The organism is Pseudomonas sp. Pseusp3 (assembly GCF_047304225.1).
Taxonomy (GTDB): domain Bacteria; phylum Pseudomonadota; class Gammaproteobacteria; order Pseudomonadales; family Pseudomonadaceae; genus Aquipseudomonas; species Aquipseudomonas fluorescens_CD.
Genome location: NZ_JBGLYV010000017.1, coordinates 61,473 through 83,977, shown reverse-complemented (window position 1 = coordinate 83,977; position 22,505 = coordinate 61,473). Strand labels below are relative to the sequence as shown.

Here is a 22,505-nt window from a genome sequence, read left to right as displayed (position 1 = left end):
CTCCCACATCTGGAATGCGTTCCCTGTGGGAGCGGGCTTGCTCGCGAAGGCCGCGACTCGGTCTCGGATCAGCCCTTGAGTTTCGCCCAGATACGGTCTTGCAGCTCACGCGCCTTGTTGCTGCATTCCTTTTCCGGGCGCAGGCGCGAGGCGAATTCGTCGGGCATGTTGATGGCGTCCATGACTCGCCATTTGGCGTCGATCAGCTTGTCGCTCTGGATGCCGTTGGCGTAGGCGATGGCGTTGGACACGGCGGCGGCGTTTTCCGGTTTCATCATCCAGTCGATGAAGATCTTCGCGTTACCGGGGTGCGGCGCGCTTTTCGGTACGGCGAAGTTGTCCTGGAACATCGCCAGGCCTTCTTTCGGATACACGTACTTGATGGTGCTCTTCTGCAGGGTGGCCCGCGCTGTGGAGCCGTTCCAGTTCTGCATCATGATCACTTCACCGCTGGCCATACGGTCGACGGTGTTGTCCGAGCTGTACATCTTCAGGAACGGTTTCTGTTTTTGCAGCAGTTCGAGGATGCGCTTGGCGTCCTGCGGGTTTTCGCTGCATTCGTCGACATTCAGGTAGTGGCTGGCGGCGTTGATCACGCTGCTGGAGGTGTCGAGGGCGGCGAGTTGGCCTTGCAGTTCCTTGCGCGGCTCGAAGAACTCTTTCCACGAGTCGTCGAGTTTGCCACCGGGCACCCGTGCGCTGTCATAGGAGAACCCGGTGGTGCCCCACAGGTACGGCGCCGAGAACTTGCGGCCGGGGTCGAAGCCCGGGTCGCGGAACGCCGGTTTGACGTACTGGAAGTTTGGCAGGGTCGAGGCGTCGATCTCCAGCAGCAGGTTCTGGTTGATCAGGGTGCGCATGATCGATTGCGACGGCACGATCACGTCATAGGCCGCGCCGCCGGCCTGCAACTTGGCCAGCAGGGTCTCGTTACTGTCGTAGCCGTCCATGGTGACCTTGATGCCGGTCTCCTTTTCAAACTTGGCCAGCAGGTCGACCGGGTAGTAGTCGGTCCAGTTGTAGAAGAACAGTTCCTTGGGCTCGGCGGCCTGGGCGCTGAACGCCGTGAACGCGGTGAAGCAACTCAAGGCCAGACCGGCAACGGCGAAACTGGCAGCGGCGAAACGGGGGCTTTTCACTTTCTTGCTCATCAACGTAGTCTCCAGGCTTATTGTTGTTTACCGCGCTGTCCCAGCCAGAAGGCCAGCACCACCAGCACGATGGATATCACCAGCATCAGGGTCGAGATCGCGTTGATCTCCGGCGTCACGCCGGCCTTGATGGCTGAGAAGATGTACACCGGCAAGGTTGTCGAACCCGGTCCGGCGACGAAGAAGGTCATGATGAAATCGTCGAGGCTGACCACGAACGCCAGCACCGAACCGGACAGCACCGCCGGCCACAACAGCGGCAAGGTCACCCGGCGAAACACCTGCCAGGGGTTGGCGTACAGGTCGTTCGCCGCTTCCAGCAGGCTCTTGTCCAGGTCATTGAGCCGCGCACGTATCGGCAGGTAGGCAAAGGGAATGCAGAAGCCGATGTGGGCGATGATCACCGTCAGCAAACCGAGCTTGATCCCCAGTGCCATGAACAGCAGCAGGGTGGCCACGGCGGTGACGATTTCCGGCAGGATCAGCGGCAGGTTGATCCCGCCTTCGACCATTTTCTGTCCGTAGAACGGCCGGTAAGTCGCCAGCGCCGCGAGCAAGGCAATCGCCGTGGCGCACACCGTGGCGATGCTGGCGACGATGATCGAGTTCAGCGCGGCGGTCTGGATCGACGGGTTGGCCAGGATGCGCCCGTACCAGTCCAGCGAGAACTCGGTCCACACCGTCGCCGAGCGGTTGGCGTTGAAGCTGTAGGCGATCAACACGAAAATCGGCAGGTACAGATAGGCCAGCATCAACAGGCTGACTTCACGGGTCAGCGGCAGTTTTTTCAGGTGCAGGGCAATCATGCTTGGGCTCCCGGGCGGTGGGTCTTGGCGGCATTGCGGCTATAGAGGGCGTAAAGCACCAGGGACAGCAACATGATCCCCAGCAACAGGAACGACAGCGAGCTGCCCAACGGCCAGTTGCGCGCGGTGCCGAACTGCTGCTGGATCAGGTTGCCGATCATCAGCGTCTTGCCGCCGCCGAGGATGGCCGGGGTAATGAAGGCGCCCAGGCTTGGCACGAACACCAGCAACGCACCGGCAATCACCCCCGGCATCGACAGCGGCAGGATGATCCGGCGCAATGCGTGCCAGCGGTTGGCACCCAGGTCATAGGCCGCCTCCACCAGGCGCCAGTCGAGTTTTTCCAGGGTCGAATAGATCGGCAGAATCATGAACGGCAGGAAGCTGTAGACCAGCCCGACGCTGACCGCGAAGTCGTTGTAGAGCAGGGTGATACCGCCGGCCTGCGGCAACAGCGCGTTGAGGCTCTGGGCGACCCAGCCCTGTTCGCGCAGGATGATCAGCCACGCGTAGTTGCGGATCAGCAGGTTGGTCCAGAACGGGATGGTGATCAGCAACACCATCAGGTTGCGCCGCCGGGGCGTGAGGCTCGACATCCACAGCGCCACCGGGAAACCGAACAGGAAACACAGGACCGTGGTGCCGCCGGCCTGGAATACCGAACGGATCAGTGCCTGGGCGTAGACCCAATTGAGCTCAAGCTCACCGTCGAAACCTTCCTGGAAAAACAGCTGCACATAACTTTGCAATTGCCAGTTGGCCTGCCAGTCGACGCCACCATAGACGTTGCGCGGCAACAGGCTGATGTAGCCCATGATGCCCAACGGAATGGCGATCAGGGCCAGCAGGGTCAGGACTACCGGGCTGAGCAACAGCGCGCGGTTGAGGGCTGGGGAAGTGCTGCTGACGCTCATCTCAGGCCTCCATCAACAGGCAGGCGTGGGGTGGCAGATTGACCGCGACGCGATCACCCACCGCCCGCCCGTGGCTCAGGCCTTCGTTGTTCTCGCGCAGCATGACCTTGATGTCGTTGTTCAAACGGCATTGGTAGAGCGTGGCCGTGCCGACATACAGCACGGCTTCGATCACGCCGCGCAGGTGGTGGGGCTGGGTTGGCTCGACCAGTTGCGAACGCTCGGGGCGGAACGCCAGTTGCACCTTGCTGCCGTCAAAGCCCTGGGCCGGGCAGGGGATTTCCACTGGCATGCCGCTGGGTACGAAGAGTTTTTCGTTCTGCTGGCCGCGCTTGAGGTGGCCAGGGAGGAAGTTGATATCGCCGATGAATTGCGCGACGAACTGGTGCTGCGGGCGTTCGTAGATTTCATTGGGCGTGCCGATTTGCAGGATTTTGCCGGCGGACATCACGGCAATGCGATCGGACAGGGTCAGCGCTTCTTCCTGATCGTGGGTGACAAAAATGAAGGTGATCCCGGCTTCTTTCTGTACGCGCTTGAGTTCGACCTGCATTTCCTTGCGCAGCTTGAGGTCCAGGGCCGACAGCGGTTCATCCAGCAGCAGCACTTTCGGCTTCGGCGCCAGGGCTCGGGCCAGAGCCACCCGTTGCTGTTGGCCGCCGGACAGTTCGGCTGGTTTGCGCCTGGCCAGGTGCTGCATTTGCACCAGCGCGAGCATCTCATCGACCCGCTGCGGGATCAGTTTGCGATCCAGGCCCTGCATCTCGAGGCCGAAGGCGATATTCTGCGCAACACTCATGTGCGGAAACAGTGCGTAACTCTGGAACACCGTGTTGACCCGACGCTTGAACGGCGGCAAGTCATTGACCGGCTCGCCCGCGAGGCGAATCTCGCCGTCGCTGACATGCTCGAAGCCGGCAATGGTGCGCAACAGGGTGGTCTTGCCACAGCCGGATGGGCCGAGCAGGGTGAAGAATTCGTTGTCAGCAATGTCCACCGATACATTATCGAGGGCGGGTGCAAGCCCCGGATCGTCGGAATAGCGTTTGGAGACGTTTCGCACTTCAATTGCAACTGGATGACCCATAATGGTGCATTCCTCTAATTATTGTATGCAAAATCTGGATGCAATTTAGAAATACCCGGATTAACCTGCTCGTGCAAGCCCCTTTTTCAATGGCCGTTCATTCGCCAGGGTTGTTTGCACAGGGCTGAAGGAGTTGATGAATGACGGAAAAGAAACTGGAAACCACGGTCGACCGCGTCTACCAAGGGGTTTACGAGGCGATCAGCAAACGCTCGCTGCGTCCGGGAATGAAGCTGGGCGAAGCCTCGTTGGCCGAGCTGTTCAATGTCAGCCGCACGTCTGTCCGGGCCGCGCTCAAGCAATTGGAAGCCGATGGACTGGTCACCACCGAGCCTAATAAAGGTGCATCGGTTTCGTTGCCCAGTGACGAGGAGATCCGTTCGCTGTTCGAAACCCGGCGTCTGGTCGAGATCGGTATCGTCAGTGAACTGTGCCGTCGTCGCGATACCGCGGTAACCCAGGACCTGCGCGATCACTTGCTGCTGGAGGATGAGGCGCATCAAAGCGGTGATCACGAGCGGCTGATTCACCTGCTCGGCGAGTTCCACATCAAGCTGGCCCGCAGCCTGAACAACCCGGTGCTGCTCGACTGGTTCCAGAAGCTGATTTCCCGGGCGTCGCTGTATGCCGCGGCACTGGATGACGACAGCCATGAGGCCTGCCGCGACGATGAACACCTGCGGCTGATCGAGTACATCGAAGCAGGCAACCAGAGCGCGGCCATCGAGCTGACCTGCATGCACCTGAATGGCATCGAGAAGGCCATTCTGGATGTCGCGGCCACGCTGAAAAGCAGTTACAACCCGCTCAAGCATTTGATTGAGGTCTAGTCCCCACTGAAGATCAAAAACTGTGGGAGCGGGCTTGCTCGCGAAAGCGGTGTGTCATTCAACCTGTTCGTCTGCTGATACACCGCCTTCGCGGGCAAGCCCGCTCCTACAGGGGATCTCCAGTGGCCCGTGAGAATCAGCTATACCTCTATGAAACGAATAGCATCCAGAATGCTCGAAACAAACGGGTGCAATTTACCGGGATTGGGCCAGTCGATGCAGTTTCTAGCGGATAGCCACGGGTGTGCCGGATGGAACGGCGAAATGGCCGAACGCATTCGTGCGTTCGACTGGAGCCTGACTGAACTTGGCCCACTCGACTCATGGTCGAAAAGCCTGAACAGTGCGGTGCAGTTGATGCTTGCCTCGCCGTTGCCGATGGTGATGCTCTGGGGACAGTCGGGGTACATGATCTACAACGACGCTTACTCCAAGTTTGCCGGTGGACGTCATCCGTACCTGCTGGGCTCTACGGTTGAACTGGGATGGCCCGAGGTGGCCGAATTCAATCGCCATGTGGTGGATACCTGCCTGGCGGGTGGCACCTTGTCCTATCGCAATAAAGTCCTGGTACTGCTGCGCGACGGCGTTCCCGAGGACGTCTGGCTCGACCTCTATTACAGCCCGGTGGCCGACGATGACGGTCGCCCGGCCGGGGTCATGGCCATGGTGGTGGAAACCACCGAATGGGTGATATCCGAACGTCGGCGACAGGCGGCCGAAGACGCCTATCACGCCGACAACGAACGAGTACGGCTGGCGCTGAACGCCGGGGCCTTGCTCGGCTCCTTCGTCTGGGATATCAAGACCAATGTGTTGTCGGGTGATGAGCGCTTCGCTCGCACGTTTTCCTATCCGCCCGGACAAGACCTGCAAAATCTGTCCCAGGACATCGCTGAAAGCCGGATCCATCCGGACGATCGCGCCTGGGTTCAGGAGCGCATCACACTGTCGGTCGAGACCGGTGAACCCTACAACGCCGAATACCGCATCCAGCGCCCCGATGACAGTTACCTCTGGGTACTCGCCAGCGGGTGTTGCGAGTTCGATGAGCAGGGCGAGGCGTTTCGTTTCCCCGCCGTGCTGATCGATATTCACGAACGCAAGACCGCCGAAGAATCCCTGCTCAAGTTCACTCGCAACCTGGAGCAACGGGTGGCTGATGAGGTCGAGGCGCGTCTGGCGGCAGAAGAACAATTGCGCCAGTCACAGAAACTCGAAGCCATCGGCGGCCTCACCGGCGGCGTGGCCCATGACTTCAACAACCTGTTGCAAGTGATCGCCGGCAACCTGCACCTGCTGGCGCGCCATGAGCCGGGTAACGCCAATGTGCAGCGCCGGGTCGCGGCGTCGATTGCCGCCGTCGAGCGCGGTGCCAAGCTGTCCTCGCAGTTGCTCGCGTTCGCCCGTCGCCAACCGTTGTCGCCCGCGGTCTTCACGCTGCGGCAGATTTTCGATGGCCTGGCGGAGCTGTTGCTGCGTGCCTTGGGTGAAACCCTTCAGGTGCACATGACGGCACCTGAAGATTCCTGGAGCGTGTTTGTCGATCGCAATCAACTGGAAAACGCCATTCTCAATTTGGCGATCAATGCCCGTGATGCCCTTCAAGGCGAGGGCAGGATTGACCTTTGCGCGGAAAACATCACCCTCGATCGCAAATTTTGCGCCGCAAAAGGCATTATCCCCGGGGACTATGTGCGGGTGTCCGTGGCGGATACCGGTGTCGGCATGCCGCCGCAGGTGCTCGCCCAGGCGTTCGAACCGTTCTTCACCACCAAAGCCGATGGGCAGGGCACCGGGTTGGGATTGAGCATGGTGTTTGGTTTCGTCAAGCAGAGTGGCGGTCATATCGAAATCGCCAGCGACGTCGGGCAGGGCACCCGGGTGCAGTTGTACTTCCCGCGCACCTTGCGCGTGGCAGCCAGCGAAACGCTGAACCCTGATATGCCGCAGCGGGGCGGGCACGAACGCATCCTGGTGGTTGAAGACAATGAGGCGGTGCGGGTGTCGGTGGTGGAGTTGTTGCGCGAAGAGGGTTATCAGATCCTCACGGCCACCAACGGTGACGTCGCCATGCAAATGTTGCTGGAAGGGCTGGCGGTGGACCTGATCTTCACCGACGTGGTCATGCCCGGGCTGATCAAGAGTTCGGACCTGGCAGCCTGGGCGAAAGTGCAGGAGCCTCCGGTGGCCGTGCTGTTCACCTCGGGGCATACCCGCGACATTATCTCGCGCAATCACCAGCTCAGCCCCGACACCCACCTGCTGAGCAAACCCTACAATCCCGAAGCACTTCGAAAAATGGTGCGCACGGTGCTTAACGGCTGACAAAAACAGCTGATTCCCCACACAGCATTCAAAAGGTTATCGAGGCATCGTCAGCCGGTGGAGGCGTCGGCGCAGGCGAAGGTTTTATGGCCTTTGCGACAGGACGACGAACGGACACCGCTGGTCTGACAGGTGGTCGACAGAACAGGCTAACCGAGGCCATTCTGATAGTTGGTGAACGCAATTGATCGCGTCTCGCTGTCGATCAACAAACGGAGGTGTTCCATGCCGGTGCCCCATGACCTTTATCAGGATCTGAAACGCTCAAAGGAAGAAATCCAGCAGAAACGCACCAAGGATCCGTTACTGGATTCACTGATCAACAAGTATTCCCTGGCTGATGCCGAAGTGGTGAAGGCGGAGGAGGCCAAATCCAGCGATGACACGGTGACGAAGCTCAAGGCGAAGCGCCTGGAGGTCAAGGACAAGATCGTCAGGCAACTTGGATCGTCGTCCTGATCCAGGCTGGAACGGCAACCAGAACCGGCACCTCGAATGCCCGGAGACCGATGTTACGGCTCTCGACGAGGTGCCTCATCATCCAGCCCAAATACCCCTGTGAACTGAACACCGCCCCCCTGTAGGAGCGAGCTTGCTCGCGATGGTCGTCAACGATAACGCTGGTTGGCAGGTGCCCCGCGGCGTTCTCGGGTTTATCGCGAGCAAGCTCGCTCCTACAGGATCAGAGGCGGGGCTTGCTCATTGCAGTGCCTTGCTCAACGGCAACCGCACCATGTTCTGCGCTTTCAGCGAACCGAAATACAACCAGTCCCCATACTCGCGCACCGTGGTGATGGGGGAGTAGTTGTCGCTGCTGCCGTCCTGCAAGTTGGCGATCACTTTGCCTTCAAGGTCCAGGCCCAGGGCAAACCCGCGTTTTTCCACGGGTTTGGGCAAGACGGTCATGGCTCGCACGATCATCTTGCGCACAAACGGATGCGCCGCCGTGCCGTCGAGCAAGGCGTTCCGGGGGGCATACAGTGCCACCCAGAACCGGTCGTGACCATTGAACGACAGGTTGTCCGGCAGCCCCGGCAGGTTGTCGATAAACAGGTCATGAGTGCCGGCCTTGGGGCCGCTGAGCCAATAACGGCTGATACGGTAGGCGCCGGTTTCATTGACCAGCACGTAGGCATCGTCCGGTCCCAGGGTCACGCCGTTGGCAAACTCCAGCTTGTCCAGCACAACCGATGTTTTGCCAGACTGGAAGTCATAACGCAGCAGACGGCCGTCACCGCCGTGTTCGAGCACGGCCTCACCGTCGTGGCCATAGCCGAAGCGGCTCGAAGCATCGCTGAAATAGGCGTAGTGACCCGGTTTGTCGATAACCACATCGTCGGTAAAGCCGAAGGGAACGCCGCCGGCTTCTGTGGTCAGGGCCACCAGGCGACCCTGGGCGTCGAGTGACAACAAGCCTTTGACGGCATCGGCGATCACCAGCAGGCCATTGGGATGCCGGGCCAGGCCCAGTGGCCGGCCACCGGTATCGACCAGGACTTTGGTGGTCTTGCCGTCCAGGCTGGTGCGGATCAGGCGACCGTCGTGCAGACCGGTGAGGAGTGTGTCGTTTTCCAGCAACAAGGCTTCCGGCCCATCGATGTCGGCGGCTCCGACGCGTTCCATACCCTTTAGTCGCTGGTTGTCGGCGTAGATTCCGCTGGTGAGGGAAGGCGCGGGTTGTGGCGCCCAGGCCACCGGTTGCACCCTGGTTGGCATCAGCAGCAGGAAGGCGCCGATGGCGACGATGACCAGCAACAGGCATTTGAAGATTCTGCTCACGCGCTGACCCCTGTCGCGACCAGATACTTCTGCGCCATGTCGCGCAATGCCTGCATCGACTCCGCCGATTCCCGATCGATGCGCCGCTGGAGCAACAACCGGTTGGCAATCCGCATCGCCAGACCGCTGAATTGATATTCCAGGGTCCGGACGAAACGTGTGTCCTGGCCTGTGGCATCGCATTCATAGGTCACCACCAGCGACAGGCCATGATCACCCCGGGCCCGGGCGCTCCAGCGCCGTCCGGGCAGGTACTCCGCTACCTCCCAACTCAAGCGCCCGTCGCGGCCACCGGCGCGGATGTCCTCCTCGAAACGTGCGCCGGCATGCAACGGGCCTTTTGGCCCATCGATATGCAGCGACGAGGGGTGCCATTGCGGCCATAGGCTCGCGGTACTGGCGTAGGCCAATACGTCCAGCGGGTTTCCGGCAATGACAATCTGATGCTGCATGCGGGTCATGGGCGTTCTCGGCGGGTTGAGTGGCGCAGGTTCCGGTTCCCAATAGAGGGTGCCGAACAGGTAGTCCATCAGCGGGAAAACGATGTTGAAATTACGCTCCTGCATCAGTTCGCGGCGGTGATGCAGCTCGTGCAGCCGGCGCATCTGGCGGATCCATGGCAATCGTGTGACCGGATTGCGCGGCGGCAGGTGCTCGCAGGCATGAAACACTTCATAAATCAGGTAACCGAGGACAAGCAAGCCGCCGGCCAATCCGGCAACGTTCGCATCCAATGGCTTGAGCAGCCACCAGAGGGGCAGGGCGACGGCGAGGGTGTGCAGCACGATCAGCCATGCCGGAAACAGAATCACCCGCCAGTCGCGGGCGCTGTCGTAGGTCATGTGGCCGGGGGTGAAAAAACTGTGGTGGTCGCCAGCGTGACGGGCATAAAACAGCCGGGCGAAACTCTTTTTATGATGCCCCAGGTGGCGATGCACCATGTACACGCCGAAGTTGAACAGCAGCAGCGTGACGGGCACCGCCAGCCATTGCGCCGGACGTACCTGATGCACGTTGCTCCAGAAAATGCTGATCGCCAGTGCCCCGAACGCCAGGACAAAAGCGCCGTGCAACCAGGGGTTGTAGAGCGGATGAATGTCGGCGCGGTAGCGGCTGCGGAATCCTGCGGTGGTCTGCCTCACTGCAATCACCTGTCGTTATTGTTATCTCTGCAGATTAGTCGATTCCAGCGTGTTGACTGGCCGAACCTTGAAGGCACATTGGCCATGATCCGGTGCAAACCGTTATCAGGTCAGTGGGTCCCAGCGCTGTGACCAGTCTTCGTCGGAATCGATGACCGTGCGCAGCAGGTCGAAGGCGTGTTGCAGGGTTGGCGAGTCGCGGTCGCGGGAATAGACCAGGTAGGTCGGATAACTGAATTCCGGAGCCTTGGGCACCAGTTCCAGCACACCGCTTTCCAGGTAGCGCTGTACCACGCGGGTGCGGAAATAGCCGCTCCCGCCGTTTTCGAGAATGTACTGCAAACCCAACGGGCCAAGGTTGAAGGTCAGCGCAGCCTTGGCTTTTTCCGGCAGGGCAGCGTCGTGCTGGCGGCGAAAGCCCGGGCCCCAATCGATGTACACGTAAGGCTCGGGCCGTTCGACTGAGCGCACGAGGATGAGCTTTTCTTCAAGAATCTGCTCGACCTGTAAGCGCGGCCAATACTCGGGCTGATACACCAGCGCGGCATCCAGTACGCCCAACTCCAGTTGGCGCAGCAGGTTTTCGCCATCACGGATTTCCATGCGCAAGGCGTGGCTGGGGATCTTTTCGCGGATTTCACCGGCCCAACCGAGCATCAGCGGATTGCACAGGCTGACCTCGCCACCGATGTGCAGTACATCGCGATAACCCTCGGGCAACGGCAAATCACGCCGTGCGGCTTCCCAGGTTTGCACCAGTTGATTGGCGTAGACCACGAAGGCTTCACCGTTGGGCGTCAGGCGGGCCCCGGCGCGATTGCGCACGAACAGGGTGCTGCCCAGTTGGCTCTCGAGTTTTTGCACCCGTGCAGTGATCGCGGTCTGGGTGACATGGAGCTTCTCGGCAGCCGCGGCCAGGCTGCCATGGCGGACGATTTCGAGGAAGGTGCGGGCGAGGTCGATGTCCATGGGGCGGCCGGTGTGGGAAGTGTTCGTATTGTAGGAGTGGGGGCCGGCAATCGGTACCCCGATTTTCGAAGGGCAAAAACGACGAATCCCGCCACGAGGGGCGGGATTCGTTTGCGGCCTTGCACGTTCCCGAAGAGCGGGAACCGGGTGCTTAGGACGGGAACAGCTCGGACAGTTTCATGGCCAGCATCATGTCGCCTTCAGCGCGCAGTTTGCCGCCCATGAACGCTTGCATGCCGTCGGTTTCGCCGCTGACGATGCCTTCCAGGGTTTCGCCGTCCATCACCAGGGTCACCTGGGCGTCCGGGTTCTCGCCTTCCTGCAGCTCGCAAGTCTGGTCTTTGACAATCAGCGAGAAGTTCTTGGTGTCGTCGATGCGAAAACCGAAGACCAGGTCCAGACCGGCAGCAGCGGCTGGGTTGAACTTGGCTTTCATTGCTTGTACGGCATCAGCTACGGAGGTCATGGTTCGATCCTTTCTTGGGTATTAAGAGCTGGTTGATTACAGCCAGGGTCACAATAGTCCGGACTCAGCGAAACGTGATGAGTTCCGGGGCCTTCAACAGCTGCAGGTGCGCATGACTGTTGAAGGAAGCCAGGGCCACCTCGCGACCACGAAACTTGAGTTGGTTGAGCGAGGTGTTGACGATTTGCCAGTTCAATTCAAAGGCCTGCCGGGCAGGCATTTGCGTAATCAGGTGGAGCAGGGCGGTGATGGTGCCGCCGGACGTGAACACGGCGATTTTCTGGGTGTTGTCGGCCTGGTCGAGGATGCGATGCAAGCCGGCCTGTACCCGCTCGACAAACCCCAGCCAGCTTTCCAGGCCCGGTGTGTCGTAGGTGCCGGTTAGCCAGCGTTCGATGATCAGGGCGAAGATACGCTGGAACTCACCCCGGTTTTGCGCGGCGTTGCGCAAGATATGCAACGCTTCGGGTTCGTCCGGCAGCATGGCCGGCAGCAGCGCGCGGATCACCGCATCGGCGTCGAATTCGTTGAAGGCGGAGTCGGTTTCCAGGAGCGGCACCGGCAGGCCCACTGCTGCGAACTGTTCCAGCGCGCTGTTGGCCGTGTGCTGCTGACGGCGCAAATCCCCCGCCAGGCAGCGGTCGAAGCTGATCCCGAGTTCGGCAAGGTGCCGGCCAAGGATTTCAGCCTGACGAATGCCGGTCGGCGACAGGACGTCGTAGTCGTCTGCACCGAAGGAGGCCTGGCCATGTCGAATCAAATAGATGCTGCCCACGTCCGCGTCATCCCGGTACGTTGAAGGTTTGGCGAGGTTATGAGGATGGCGGTGAGCTGTCAATGAAAAAACATACGCTTGTTTGAAATGCCCGTTACAGGCCTGTTGCCGGAGGTTACGCGACTGGTCGCAAGGCCGGCGCATGGGTATGCTGGAAGTATCCCGCGCGCGTTCGAGCCGCGCATCGTTTGAGGAGTCCCTGTGGAGTTTTTTTCCGAGTACGCCATTTTCCTGGCCAAGACCGTGACCCTGGTGATCGCCATTCTGGTGGTCCTGGCCAGTTTTGCGGCCTTGCGCAGCAAAGGGCGGCGCAAGTCGTCCGGTCAGTTGCAGGTCAGCAAGCTCAATGATTTCTACAAAGGGCTGCGCGAACGCCTGGAGCAAACCCTGCTCGACAAGGACCAGCTCAAGGCCTTGCGCAAGACCCAGGCTAAAACCGACAAGAAACAGAAGAAAAAAACCGAGGCCAAGCCCCGGGTGTTCGTGCTGGATTTCAATGGCGATATCAAGGCATCGGCCACCGAAAGCCTGCGCCACGAAATCACTGCCTTGCTGACCCTCGCCACTGCGAAGGACGAAGTGGTGCTGCGCCTGGAAAGCGGCGGCGGCATGGTTCACAGCTACGGCCTGGCTTCCTCGCAACTGGCACGTATCCGTGAAGCCGGCGTGCCCTTGACCGTGTGCATCGACAAGGTCGCGGCCAGCGGCGGCTACATGATGGCGTGCATTGGCCAGAAGATCATCAGTGCACCGTTCGCGATCCTCGGCTCGATTGGCGTGGTGGCGCAGTTGCCCAACGTCAATCGCTTGCTGAAAAAGCACGACATCGACTTCGAAGTGCTGACCGCCGGTGAGTACAAGCGCACCCTGACCGTGTTTGGCGAAAACACCGAGAAGGGGCGGGAGAAGTTCCAGCAAGACCTGGACATCACCCATCAACTGTTCAAGAACTTCGTGTCGCGCTATCGCCCGCAACTGGCGATCGATGAAGTGGCCACCGGCGAAATCTGGCTCGGCGTCGCGGCACTGGAAAAACACCTGGTCGACGAACTCAAGACCAGCGATGAATACCTCGCCGAGCGCGCCAGGCAGTCCGAGCTTTATCACCTGCACTATGCCGAGCGCAAAAGCCTGCAGGAGCGCATTGGCATGGCCGCCAGCGGTTCGGTCGACCGCCTGTTGCTGAGCTGGTGGAGCCGTTTGACCCAGCAACGCTTCTGGTAATTCTGCGCTCAATCGGCTAATCGCTATTGTCCGCTTTTGTATTTTGAACGATTAAAAGGCCTTGAGCGATGCCATGCAGGCAATGTTCAAGGCCACTTTTAATGGAGACTAATACCTTAAGAGGGCAAGTGTTGATTCGTTGCTCAGCGCTGCCATGTTATTTTCGGAATTCGGGCAAGGCTGTTATTGATATACCAATCCAGGATCCTTCCCTCATCGCCATAAGTGGCCGACGCCTTGATCAGTGAATCGATGTCGGCAAAGCGAATTTCATCCATTGCACTGATCAGTCCTTTTTTCAGGTAAACACTGTCGCCATCAAGCGATATTGGAAATGCCGATGGTCCTGGCGTGTATCCATTGAACTGAAACTGGAATCTATAGTCGCGGTCGAGTATAAACATCCCGGGCTCATTGAGTTGCTCTTGTAATGTAGTCGGGAGGTCAGAATATGAAGACCATGGCAGCTCTATGCTGTCCATTTCACCTGGAAGCTGTTTAAAGCCATTTGACTCCAGGGCTTCAAGCAGGTTCTCGAGGCTCTTGAAGCGAACATTGTCAACTTCTGGCCATTCCTCGTGTTGAATATGGATAAGAGTGTTATCTGTCTGGATGGGGATGTAGCCAATGTCGCCATTGGCATCGCAGTATAAAATGGCGAGATAACTAAAATCCTCTTCTTTCCAAAGTGTTTTGAGTGCAGAGTTTCGGGCTTCATCTGAAATATACATCGTGCAAGATCCTTTTGCGGTTAGCTGAGTTTTTCAAACTCTATCGCGTAAAATAAATAGCATTGTGCGGAATGTATTTCCGGGGTTTTCAAGTTGTAAAGTTATTACTGTGATGCTGGTTGTCTGGTTGGTCAATTAGCTTGAGTTGTGTCCCGCTTTTTTTGCCTGTGAATGCTTCTCCTGTGTGTCCTGTGTCCTCCACGGCATGGCGAAATCTCTGTAGGTAACAGGCGACAGTTCCTGCTTTCGGCAACGCGGCGGCTGGTTATGTTGGTGTTCCAAAAATAGTTGCCATGGAATGCACATGAATGACCCTCTGCGCGACCACGAAGCACCGCCGCATCCAGCTCGGCCCATGCGTGATGAATTGAAAACGGCGATTGCGACCGCACTGCCGCAAACGCCGGAGCAATTCGGTGCACAACTGATCCGGGAAAAGTGGGGGCAGGATATCGATCCAGATTCAGCCCTGTTGGTAACGCTTGACTACGACTCCGACGCGAGTGCCGGGCGGGGCGCGATCCATCAGGGGCGGGTAAACAACTCACGCACCCTGGTGCAGGCATTACTGTCGAATTATCAAACTGCGGCTGACGGCCGTTTCGGCGAAACGGCGTTCGGTTTGTATACACCTCCGGACATCGGGCCTGAGATTCATATCGTTGATCCAGTCGATGATGCGGCGGCCAGAGCCGTGGATTACTACCACGACTATGAAGGGATCTATCGGAGTACAACACCACAGACCTACGGTCCCTCGACACAAATCGCCCTCAGGCCGGCCGACTTCAAGAGGTGGGTTTGGGAGCTGGAGCTGCAGTCCCGCTATCAGGCCTATCTCGACCAAGCCTGGCCCTCCGCTGAGCGGATCGTGCGGGCCGAGCCTTACGCGATGAGGACATCGGTCAAGGCGGCTTTTGTCATGAGCGCTTGCCTGCAACATCAGGAAGGCAGCCTGAGCGAGGGCGGCCTGGCATTGGCGATGCAGGCGGCAGGATTGCCGGCGGAGCAGACCTGGGAAGCTTTGGCCATTGCGCAACTGCAAGCGCCAACCCGCGTTGGTACGCAGATCGAAGCGGGACGCCTGACGATCTACCGCTACACCTCGTCCGACATCTGGTTTTTTCGCCAGCGCAGCAGCGCCCGAGTGCTGCTGTATATCCCGGCCAACTCCTCGCCCTTGCATGAGTTCGCCGACATCCGGCACATGCGCGACTGGGTCGTGGCCCAAGGCAGGAATCGCGACACGCAACAGGCTCTGGCCAGCCATTTTGCCGAAGAAGACCGTGACGACGGCACCTTCCATGCGGGTGTACTGACTGCGCTGGAGGGCCTGGCGGCTTATCCGAATGAATACAGGCTGAAAAAGACCGCCGGGTTCTTCAATGACGACGGTTTTTGGGATCCGCAGGACTACATCGATTTCGAACGCTCTTCTGCGGCCACAGACCCTTTTGCACAACTGGTATTGACCATGAGGCAAGCGGCGATGGCCAGCGTCAAAACCATCCGCGACGATGCCCAGGTCAATCGTGACAACCTCAGTGCGGTGGTTGAACCGCTTGTGCGCTGGATCAACCAGTTCGGCCCGTTGGCCTTGTTTGTTCCTGGTGGCGAGGGCTTGCTGGTGCTGGCCGGAATCATCGATGCCGGCTACGGCCTCGATCAGGCCGTCAACGGAAAAACCCCGGAGCAGCGTTCCGAAGGCATCACCCGTACGGTATTCGGTTTGCTCAACGCGTTGCCGCTGGCCGGGGCGGGAGTTGCACTCAAGGGCGAAGGCTCAAGTGCCAAGGCACTGGGTGAAACGCTGCACGAACCCGGTGAACCGGTCCGTGAACCGGGCGCTCATTCTTTGCCTGATGTGACGATCAAACCTGTACCTGCTCCAGCGACGGTGGTGACCCGTCTGGAGTTGATGCGCGGTGTCTGCGCACCATTTGCTTCATTCAGCGATGAGGTGCTGGCACAGATCGGCAAGGTCAGCGCAGTCGATGACGACATGCTGCGCCTGATGCAGGCGGGTCGGGCACCCACCCCGTTGCTGGCCGATACCATTGAGCGCTTCAGGATCGATCAGGAGGTTTCAGTGCTCGCTGATTCATTGGTTGCACGTATCGAATTGTTCAATCAGCGCTACCAGGCGCTGCAGCAGTCCGAGCATGAGTGGGTGCGATTGTTCCAACGACAATATCCCGGGCTGCCCAAAGCTGCCGTGGAACAAATGCTCGATCGTCATGGCATCGATTTCAAGGTGCCATTGGATGTGGTCGAAGCCAAGCGAACGTTCAAGCAGCTGGACCACAAGGCACGCCAATACCAGAAGCATGTGCGCCTCAATCGTGCCTATGAAGGGTTATGTCTTCGCGCGGCAACCAATCCCGAGTCGGACATATTGGCCATGCACTCCCTGAAAAACCTGCCCGGCTGGCCGAAGAGCCTGCGAATCGAAGTGCTCGATGGTTCACCCGGCGGTAGGGTCCTGGACCGTGGAGGGCCGCTCGAAGCGCCTGACTGTCGACGCCTGATCAAGGTGGGAGAGTATTATCAACCCTACGGCTTTTCGACTCGACCCTTCGTCGGCACGCCATTTCATGAGGCTATTGTCGGTGTCCTGTCCGAGGAGGAGCGTGCGGCCTTGCAGCTATCGTCGAATGATCCGGTTGCCGGGTTGAAACTTTGCGTCAGCGAATACGCGTTGTCCCGTCCGGAACTGGTCCTGGGGCTCGACAGAATGGACTCAGGGTTGCCCTTCGAAGCGCAGGGTCTCAGGGGAGGAGGTTATCCGGACACGCCTCGTGAGGGAGCCTTGACCCACGCCATGATGCGTATGCAGCTCAAGGAGATCTATCCCGAATTCTCCGACGACGAGGCCGACGGGGCGCTACGGCAATTGGGTAGCGGAGCCCAGGCGTATATCGACAGCTCAAAACTGCAGTTGCAGCAACTGTACACGGATCTGCAAGGCTGGCTCGACCAGGTGGCGGTGGATATCGACGACATGGATGTGCCTTTTTTGCAAATGGGTGATCCCGCAGCAGAGGGACTGACGCCTGCACAAATCGAACTGCGCAACACTGAGTTGCTGCAAGGCGTCATGGAGCACGAAGGCGAGTCCCGATACGAGCTGGGGGAAGAGCTGATTGCCATCTGGCAAAAGCGTGCTCCGCAGCACAACAGCCACTACTCGGGGGATTATCGACGCGGTTTCACGATTGACATGAGCCATGAGGACTATCATCGATTGCCGGTACTGAACGTGCGGTTCAGCGATGTAGTGGAGCTGAACCTGAAGAACTTCCACCTGACAGAACCAGGCACCCTCAATGGTTTTCTGGAGTGCTTCCCTGAGTTGCGCAGGTTGGACATGGAGGGCACCGACTTGAGATTGACCGATATCTCGGGGCAAGTGGAAAGCGCATTGCCATCGACGATCCCCCAGCTACAACATCTCGTTTCACTGAATCTTCGTTCCACGCACCTGACATTCCAGGAACATACCGCCGCGCAGTTGAGTCAGTTGGGCAATCTGCAATCGCTGGACCTGAGCGAGAACCCGTTGGGTGTCCCCCCGATGGTGTTTGGAATGAACCAGCTACGAATGCTGAAGCTGAACAATACGGGTATCACAACGTGTCCGGTGGGGGTCATGGAGCAGCCGTACCTGACCACTCTGGACCTGCGCGATAACCTGATTCATCGAGTACCACAGGCAGTCCTGAACCAGGCCATTGCCAGGGACCGTGTATTGCTGTGGAACAACCCCTTGACCGATGAGGACACGTTGCAGCGGCTGGTCAGGCATCGGGAACAAACGGGCATCAATCTTTGGCTGGGCACGCCAGGTCCCGACTATTTGCAACCGTCTGCCTGGTTGCATGGCATTGACGAGACGCAGCGGGATGCCCGGCTGCAGGTCTGGCAACGCCTGGCACTCAGGCCTCGTGGCCAGCGATTTCTGGGGACCGTGAGTTCATTGGCGCTCACTGCGGATTTCCAGGTGGATTATCCGGACCTTCAGGCGCGAGTATGGCGATTGTTGACTGAAGCAGACGCTTCGCAGGAATTGTGGGGGAGGCTGACTCAGGATGCACCGCTGCCCGCGGGTGCGTTCGACAATCCGTTTGCGGCGTTCACCGCACTGGAAGGCCGGGCGAAGCTCTACAGCGACTGGGTGGCTTTGGGTCGGCCGTTTCCGTTTCCGGAGAGTGGCCGGTAACAGCCGATGAGCCTTGAGCCCTGCCAAGGGCTCAAGGCATCACGGTCAGCGGCGACGGAACAGCGGCAGCGGTTCGTCAGTGGCGGCCTGGTAGGTCACCGAAAAGTCCTTGAGACCTTCCAACGCTTCATACGGGTCTTTATCGGGGCGTACGGCAAACGCGTCGAATCCACAGCGATGCATGTAGAACAACTGGTCGCGCAGCACGTCGCCAATGGCCCGCAATTCGCCCTTGAAACCATAACGGTCACGCAGCAGGCGGGCATTGGAGTAGTTGCGGCCATCGGTGAAGGCCGGGAAGTTCAGGGCGATGACCTGGAACTGCGCCACGTCTTCGCCGATTTCCTCGGCTTCTTCATCAGCGTCGAGCCAGATGCCCAGGCCACCGTCGCGGGCCAGGAGCATACGGCTGTGTTCGCGCCACAGCTGCAACGGGACGATGTAGTCGTCGCAGTTGGTGATCCCGTCGATATTGAAATCCTTGGGCAGCAGGTGCCAGGTCTCGTCGACGACCTCGTTGTTCTTAATTATTCGCTGCATAGACGCGTTCCTTGAAGAGGTCGATGCCAATACGCTGGTAGGTGTCGATGAAACGCTCGTCTTCGGTACGTTGTTCGATGTACACGTCGATCAGCTTCTCGATCACGTCAGGCATGGCTTCCTGGGCGAAGGACGGGCCGAGGATCTTGCCCAGGCTGGCGTCGCGACTGGCGCTGCCGCCGAGGGAAACCTGGTAGAACTCTTCGCCTTTCTTGTCCACCCCGAGAATGCCGATGTGGCCGACGTGGTGGTGACCACAGGCGTTCATGCAACCGGAGATGTTCAGGTCCAGTTCGCCGATGTCGAACAGGTAGTCCAGGTCGTCGAAACGGCGCTGGATCGATTCGGCGATCGGGATCGATTTGGCGTTGGCCAGGGAGCAGAAGTCACCACCCGGGCAGCAGATGATGTCGGTCAGCAAGCCGATGTTCGGCGTGGCGAAGCCTTGCTCGCGCAGCTCGCCCCACATGGCGAACAGCTTGTCCTGCTCGACGTCGGCCAGAATGATGTTCTGCTCGTGGGAGGTACGCAGTTGACCGAAGCTGTAACGGTCTGCCAGGTCGGCTACGGCGTCGAGCTGCTTGTCGGTGATGTCGCCCGGTGCAACGCCGGTTGGCTTCAGGGACAAGGTCACGGCCACGTAGCCTGGCTTCTTGTGGGCCAGGGTGTTGCGTGCGCGCCAACGGGCGAAGCCCGGGTGCTGCTGGTCGAGCTCGGCCAGGGCGGCGGTCTGGTTCTCCAGCGCCTTGTAGTCCGGGTCGACGAAGTGCTTGGCGACGCGCTGCACTTCGGCGTCGGTCAGTGTGGTCTGGCCACCGCGCAGGTGCTCCATTTCCGCATCGACTTTCTGCGCGAAGACTTCAGGCGTCAGCGCTTTGACCAGGATCTTGATCCGCGCCTTGTACTTGTTGTCGCGACGGCCGTAACGGTTGTAGACCCGCAGGATGGCATCGAGGTAGCTCAACAGGTCTTGCCATGGCAGGAATTCATTGATGAATGCACCCACCACCGGCGTACGGCCCAGGCCGCCGCCGACCAACACACGGAAGCCCAGTTCGCCAGCGGCGTTGTGCACAGGCTCAAGGCCGATGTCATGGACTTCGATGGCGGCGCGGTCGGAGGTCGAACCGTTGACGGCGATCTTGAATTTACGCGGCAGGTAGGCAAATTCCGGGTGGAACGTGGTCCACTGGCGAACGATTTCGCACCATGGGCGCGGGTCGATCAGTTCGTCCGCGGCGACGCCGGCAAACTGGTCGGTGGTGACGTTGCGCAGGCAGTTGCCGCTGGTCTGGATCGCGTGCATCTGCACGGTGGCCAGTTCAGCGAGAATGTCCGGAATGTCTTCAACGGCAGGCCAGTTGAACTGCACGTTCTGCCGGGTACTGATGTGGGCGTAGCCCTTGTCGTAGTCGCGGGCAATCCTGGCCATCATTCGCACTTGCCGCGAAGTCAGTTGGCCGTAAGGCACGGCGACTCGCAACATCGGTGCGAAACGCTGGATATAAAGGCCATTTTGCAGGCGCAGGGGGCGGAATTCTTCTTCGCTCAGCTCGCCTGCCAGATAGCGTCGGGTCTGATCACGGAACTGCTTGACGCGGTCCTCGATGATCCGCTGATCGTATTCGTCGTATACGTACATATAAGTCCTGTTCTCAGGCTTGGGTCGCTCGGATACAGCTGCGTTTTTGTGCTTGCCGGAGTCCGATGGAGCCTCTGCAATTCTGCGCGCACGGCCGCGCACTCCCTTCGGAGCCGGGGCAAGATAACAGTTTGCAGTTATGCGTAAAAGTGATGTTTGAGCATATGTAAAGAACCAAATCGCCTAATGAGAATCGTTGTTGCAAAGACCCTGTTTGTGGTGCGGGCAATCGTCGTCTTTACTCTGCTCGAGTCTTTATGCAATCACCGATAAAACCGACAAGAGGCGATGCAATGAGCAACCCAACCAAAGCACGGAAAAGCGATAGCACCGTTGATGCCTGGGCAATTTTGTTCCTGATCATCCTGGTCGTGGGGACGGCGGTTTTCTGGGTCAGCCATCAATAAACGACCCCGTCCGGGCCCGGTTCCGACGATTGTCCGACAATAAACGGATAATTCGCCGTTTTACGGGCGTTCGCTGGCTATAATGCGCAGCGAATTTCCGGGGGCTCGGACGACCAATGTTGAAGTTTCTGTGTGGAGTTTTACTGACGCTGGGCATGGTCGTGGGACCTTGTGCCCAGGCGGCGTCAGTGCTGTTCCTGAACCCGGGAACCCCCACGGAAGCTTTTTGGCTGAGTTACTCGCAGTTCATGCAGGCCGCGGCGACCGACCTGGGGATGGACTTGCGCATCCAGTATTCCGACCGCGTCTCCGAAAACACCATCCGCCAGGCTCGTGAAGCCCTTCAGGGCCACCATCGTCCCGACTACCTGGTCTTCGTCAACGAGCAGTACATCGCCCCCGAAGTCCTGCGGCTGGCCAAAGGCAGCGGTGTGAAGCTGTTCATGGTCAACAACGCCCTGACCCCGGACCAGATGAAGCTCGTCGGCGCACGACCTGACAAGTATCCCGACCTGCTCGGCAGCCTGGTGCCCAATGACGAGGAGGGCGGCTATCTGATGCTCAAGGAACTGATCCGACAGCACGGCCCGGCAGCTCCCGGCCAGACCATCGATTTGCTGGCTTTTTCCGGTTTGAAAATCACCCCGTCCGCGCAGTTTCGCGAGAAAGGCATGCGGCGCGCCCTGGCCGAGCACCCCGAGGTGCGTTTGCGGCAATTGGTATACGGCGGCTGGACCCGGCAACGCGCCTATGAGCAGGCCAGGTTGTTGTTAAAACGCTACCCGCAGACGTCGCTGGTCTGGGCCGCGAATGACGAAATGGCGTTCGGCGTGATGCAGGCATATGTCGAAGCTGGAGGCGTGCCGGGCAAAGGCGTGTTGTTCGGCGCGATCAACAATTCACCCGCGGCGCTGCAGGCACTGCTGGACGGTCGCCTCAGTGTGTTGCTGGGCGGGCACTTCACCCTCGGTGGCTGGGCGCTGGTGCAATTGCATGACTACGATGAAGGCGTGGACATCAGCCAGTACGGTGGCCGTGACCGGCAGGTTCCGTTGTTGCAGCTGATCGACCGGGCACAGGCCAGGCGGCTGCTGGCGATGGGCGCCGGGCAGGACTTCGGCGTGGATTTCCACAAGCTCTCGGCCAAGGGACGTCCCGCGTCCTGGCGTTACCCGTTCACCCTGCAAACCCTGATGCACTGAGTCGCCTCAAACCCCGGCCAGAAGCAGCACCAGCTTGACGATGCCGAACAGCGTCAATGCAAACACCACCGTGAACCCAATCCCCAGAATCACGAAATGACTCGGCTTGCCGTGAGTGAAATCACGGGTCCGGTTCTTCCCGCTCTGCACCCCGAAAGCCGCTGCCATGACGCTGTGCAGCATTTGCCAGAAGGTTGGCGGCTTGTTGTCGGCCGGATCGTCCATAAAACCCTCGCGTGAACGTAGTTCCTCAGAGCATAGCCAATCCGGCGCTTCGTGCAGGGGTTGAGCAG

Annotated in this window: 19 protein-coding genes; 6 read left to right on the top strand and 13 right to left on the bottom strand. The window is 59.4% G+C overall.

Features of this window, described 5'->3' with window-relative positions:
- Positions 1 to 68: 68 nt before the first annotated feature.
- The 4 genes from ACCD00_RS08505 to ACCD00_RS08490 are packed head-to-tail and all read right to left on the bottom strand — an operon-like array spanning position 69 to position 3,958.
- Positions 69 to 1,151, bottom strand: coding sequence for an extracellular solute-binding protein (locus ACCD00_RS08505; RefSeq protein WP_413423575.1), 1,083 nt, complete (start codon positions 1,149 to 1,151; stop codon positions 69 to 71).
- Positions 1,152 to 1,168: 17 nt separating this feature from the next.
- Entirely contained in the window at positions 1,169 to 1,957 is a 789-nt protein-coding gene (locus ACCD00_RS08500; protein ID WP_008015945.1) for an ABC transporter permease, read from the bottom strand.
- Entirely contained in the window at positions 1,954 to 2,871 is a 918-nt protein-coding gene (locus ACCD00_RS08495) for an ABC transporter permease (RefSeq protein WP_413423573.1), read from the bottom strand. Before ACCD00_RS08495 ends, ACCD00_RS08500 begins: the two co-directional genes overlap by 4 nt.
- A gap of 1 nt (position 2,872) precedes the next feature.
- Positions 2,873 to 3,958 carry an ABC transporter ATP-binding protein gene (locus tag ACCD00_RS08490; protein ID WP_413423571.1) on the bottom strand — a complete coding sequence of 362 codons (1,086 nt, stop codon included), beginning with the start codon at positions 3,956 to 3,958 and terminating at the stop codon, positions 2,873 to 2,875.
- Between the two features lie 140 nt (positions 3,959 to 4,098).
- Here ACCD00_RS08490 and ACCD00_RS08485 point away from each other — a divergent pair, with 140 nt between their 5' ends.
- The 3 genes from ACCD00_RS08485 to ACCD00_RS08475 all read left to right on the top strand — a co-directional run bounded on the left by ACCD00_RS08485 (position 4,099) and on the right by ACCD00_RS08475 (position 7,575).
- Positions 4,099 to 4,788: a GntR family transcriptional regulator gene (locus ACCD00_RS08485; RefSeq protein WP_007973313.1), complete on the top strand. Its 690-nt coding sequence runs from the start codon at positions 4,099 to 4,101 to the stop codon at positions 4,786 to 4,788.
- Between the two features lie 216 nt (positions 4,789 to 5,004).
- Positions 5,005 to 7,116, top strand: coding sequence for an ATP-binding protein (locus tag ACCD00_RS08480; protein WP_413423568.1), 2,112 nt, complete (start codon positions 5,005 to 5,007; stop codon positions 7,114 to 7,116).
- A gap of 225 nt (positions 7,117 to 7,341) precedes the next feature.
- Positions 7,342 to 7,575: a DUF465 domain-containing protein gene (locus tag ACCD00_RS08475; protein ID WP_085714836.1), complete on the top strand. Its 234-nt coding sequence runs from the start codon at positions 7,342 to 7,344 to the stop codon at positions 7,573 to 7,575.
- Positions 7,576 to 7,815: 240 nt separating this feature from the next.
- Here the strand turns inward: ACCD00_RS08475 and ACCD00_RS08470 are convergent, their stop codons facing one another.
- The 5 genes from ACCD00_RS08470 to ACCD00_RS08450 all read right to left on the bottom strand — a co-directional run bounded on the left by ACCD00_RS08470 (position 7,816) and on the right by ACCD00_RS08450 (position 12,247).
- Positions 7,816 to 8,895 carry an SMP-30/gluconolactonase/LRE family protein gene (locus ACCD00_RS08470; protein ID WP_413423566.1) on the bottom strand — a complete coding sequence of 360 codons (1,080 nt, stop codon included), beginning with the start codon at positions 8,893 to 8,895 and terminating at the stop codon, positions 7,816 to 7,818.
- A complete protein-coding gene (locus tag ACCD00_RS08465; protein WP_413423564.1) occupies positions 8,892 to 10,037 on the bottom strand; it encodes a sterol desaturase/SRPBCC family protein in 1,146 nt (381 codons plus the stop codon). Before ACCD00_RS08465 ends, ACCD00_RS08470 begins: the two co-directional genes overlap by 4 nt.
- 105 nt (positions 10,038 to 10,142) lie before the next feature.
- Positions 10,143 to 11,006 carry a LysR family transcriptional regulator gene (locus ACCD00_RS08460; protein WP_413423562.1) on the bottom strand — a complete coding sequence of 288 codons (864 nt, stop codon included), beginning with the start codon at positions 11,004 to 11,006 and terminating at the stop codon, positions 10,143 to 10,145.
- Positions 11,007 to 11,157: 151 nt separating this feature from the next.
- Positions 11,158 to 11,472, bottom strand: a complete 315-nt coding sequence (locus tag ACCD00_RS08455) for an SCP2 sterol-binding domain-containing protein (RefSeq protein ID WP_007987439.1) — start codon at positions 11,470 to 11,472, stop codon at positions 11,158 to 11,160.
- 64 nt (positions 11,473 to 11,536) lie between these two features.
- The gene (locus ACCD00_RS08450; protein WP_413423560.1) at positions 11,537 to 12,247 is read right to left on the bottom strand and encodes a histidine phosphatase family protein; all 711 of its coding nucleotides are present in this window, start codon (positions 12,245 to 12,247) and stop codon (positions 11,537 to 11,539) included.
- A gap of 201 nt (positions 12,248 to 12,448) precedes the next feature.
- Between ACCD00_RS08450 and sohB the strand changes: the two genes are divergently transcribed.
- Positions 12,449 to 13,471 (top strand): protease SohB, encoded by a 1,023-nt coding sequence (gene sohB, locus ACCD00_RS08445; RefSeq protein WP_413423558.1) that lies wholly within the window; start codon positions 12,449 to 12,451, stop codon positions 13,469 to 13,471.
- 143 nt (positions 13,472 to 13,614) lie between these two features.
- On the opposite strand, the gene ACCD00_RS08440 is transcribed toward sohB, so the two are convergent.
- Positions 13,615 to 14,202, bottom strand: coding sequence for a hypothetical protein (locus ACCD00_RS08440; protein ID WP_413423556.1), 588 nt, complete (start codon positions 14,200 to 14,202; stop codon positions 13,615 to 13,617).
- 304 nt (positions 14,203 to 14,506) lie between these two features.
- On the opposite strand from ACCD00_RS08440, the gene ACCD00_RS08435 reads away from it, so the two are divergent.
- Complete coding sequence (locus ACCD00_RS08435) at positions 14,507 to 18,421, top strand: dermonecrotic toxin domain-containing protein (RefSeq protein ID WP_413423554.1); 3,915 nt, start codon at positions 14,507 to 14,509, stop codon at positions 18,419 to 18,421.
- A 45-nt stretch (positions 18,422 to 18,466) separates the two neighbouring features.
- Here ACCD00_RS08435 and ACCD00_RS08430 read toward each other — a convergent pair whose 3' ends face one another.
- Together ACCD00_RS08430 and ACCD00_RS08425 are read right to left on the bottom strand one after the other, a co-directional pair.
- On the bottom strand, positions 18,467 to 18,961 hold the full coding sequence (locus ACCD00_RS08430) for a DUF934 domain-containing protein (RefSeq protein ID WP_413423552.1): 495 nt from the start codon (positions 18,959 to 18,961) through the stop codon (positions 18,467 to 18,469).
- A complete protein-coding gene (locus ACCD00_RS08425; RefSeq protein ID WP_413423550.1) occupies positions 18,945 to 20,603 on the bottom strand; it encodes a nitrite/sulfite reductase in 1,659 nt (552 codons plus the stop codon). The genes ACCD00_RS08430 and ACCD00_RS08425 overlap by 17 nt, the downstream gene beginning before the upstream one ends.
- Positions 20,604 to 21,126: 523 nt before the next feature.
- On the opposite strand from ACCD00_RS08425, the gene ACCD00_RS08420 reads away from it, so the two are divergent.
- A complete protein-coding gene (locus ACCD00_RS08420) occupies positions 21,127 to 22,212 on the top strand; it encodes an ABC transporter substrate-binding protein (RefSeq protein ID WP_413423548.1) in 1,086 nt (361 codons plus the stop codon).
- A gap of 6 nt (positions 22,213 to 22,218) precedes the next feature.
- Here ACCD00_RS08420 and ACCD00_RS08415 read toward each other — a convergent pair whose 3' ends face one another.
- The gene (locus ACCD00_RS08415; protein ID WP_413423546.1) at positions 22,219 to 22,437 is read right to left on the bottom strand and encodes a DUF2970 domain-containing protein; all 219 of its coding nucleotides are present in this window, start codon (positions 22,435 to 22,437) and stop codon (positions 22,219 to 22,221) included.
- Positions 22,438 to 22,505 lie beyond the last annotated feature (68 nt).

Bases quoted from the DNA above. Each gene is read 5' to 3' on its own strand.
- ACCD00_RS08505 (WP_413423575.1), bottom strand. From the start codon at position 1,151: ATGAGCAAGAAAGTGAAAAGCCCCCGTTTCGCCGCTGCCAGTTTCGCC.
- ACCD00_RS08455 (WP_007987439.1), bottom strand. From the start codon at position 11,472: ATGACCTCCGTAGCTGATGCCGTACAAGCAATGAAAGCCAAGTTCAAC.
- ACCD00_RS08415 (WP_413423546.1), bottom strand. From the start codon at position 22,437: ATGGACGATCCGGCCGACAACAAGCCGCCAACCTTCTGGCAAATGCTG.
- ACCD00_RS08500 (WP_008015945.1), bottom strand. From the start codon at position 1,957: ATGATTGCCCTGCACCTGAAAAAACTGCCGCTGACCCGTGAAGTCAGC.
- ACCD00_RS08485 (WP_007973313.1), top strand. From the start codon at position 4,099: ATGACGGAAAAGAAACTGGAAACCACGGTCGACCGCGTCTACCAAGGG.
- ACCD00_RS08460 (WP_413423562.1), bottom strand. From the start codon at position 11,006: ATGGACATCGACCTCGCCCGCACCTTCCTCGAAATCGTCCGCCATGGC.
- ACCD00_RS08435 (WP_413423554.1), top strand. From the start codon at position 14,507: ATGAATGACCCTCTGCGCGACCACGAAGCACCGCCGCATCCAGCTCGG.
- ACCD00_RS08480 (WP_413423568.1), top strand. From the start codon at position 5,005: ATGCAGTTTCTAGCGGATAGCCACGGGTGTGCCGGATGGAACGGCGAA.
- ACCD00_RS08440 (WP_413423556.1), bottom strand. From the start codon at position 14,202: ATGTATATTTCAGATGAAGCCCGAAACTCTGCACTCAAAACACTTTGG.
- ACCD00_RS08420 (WP_413423548.1), top strand. From the start codon at position 21,127: ATGTTGAAGTTTCTGTGTGGAGTTTTACTGACGCTGGGCATGGTCGTG.
- ACCD00_RS08430 (WP_413423552.1), bottom strand. From the start codon at position 18,961: ATGCAGCGAATAATTAAGAACAACGAGGTCGTCGACGAGACCTGGCAC.
- ACCD00_RS08490 (WP_413423571.1), bottom strand. From the start codon at position 3,958: ATGGGTCATCCAGTTGCAATTGAAGTGCGAAACGTCTCCAAACGCTAT.
- ACCD00_RS08495 (WP_413423573.1), bottom strand. From the start codon at position 2,871: ATGAGCGTCAGCAGCACTTCCCCAGCCCTCAACCGCGCGCTGTTGCTC.
- ACCD00_RS08425 (WP_413423550.1), bottom strand. From the start codon at position 20,603: ATGTACGTATACGACGAATACGATCAGCGGATCATCGAGGACCGCGTC.
- ACCD00_RS08475 (WP_085714836.1), top strand. From the start codon at position 7,342: ATGCCGGTGCCCCATGACCTTTATCAGGATCTGAAACGCTCAAAGGAA.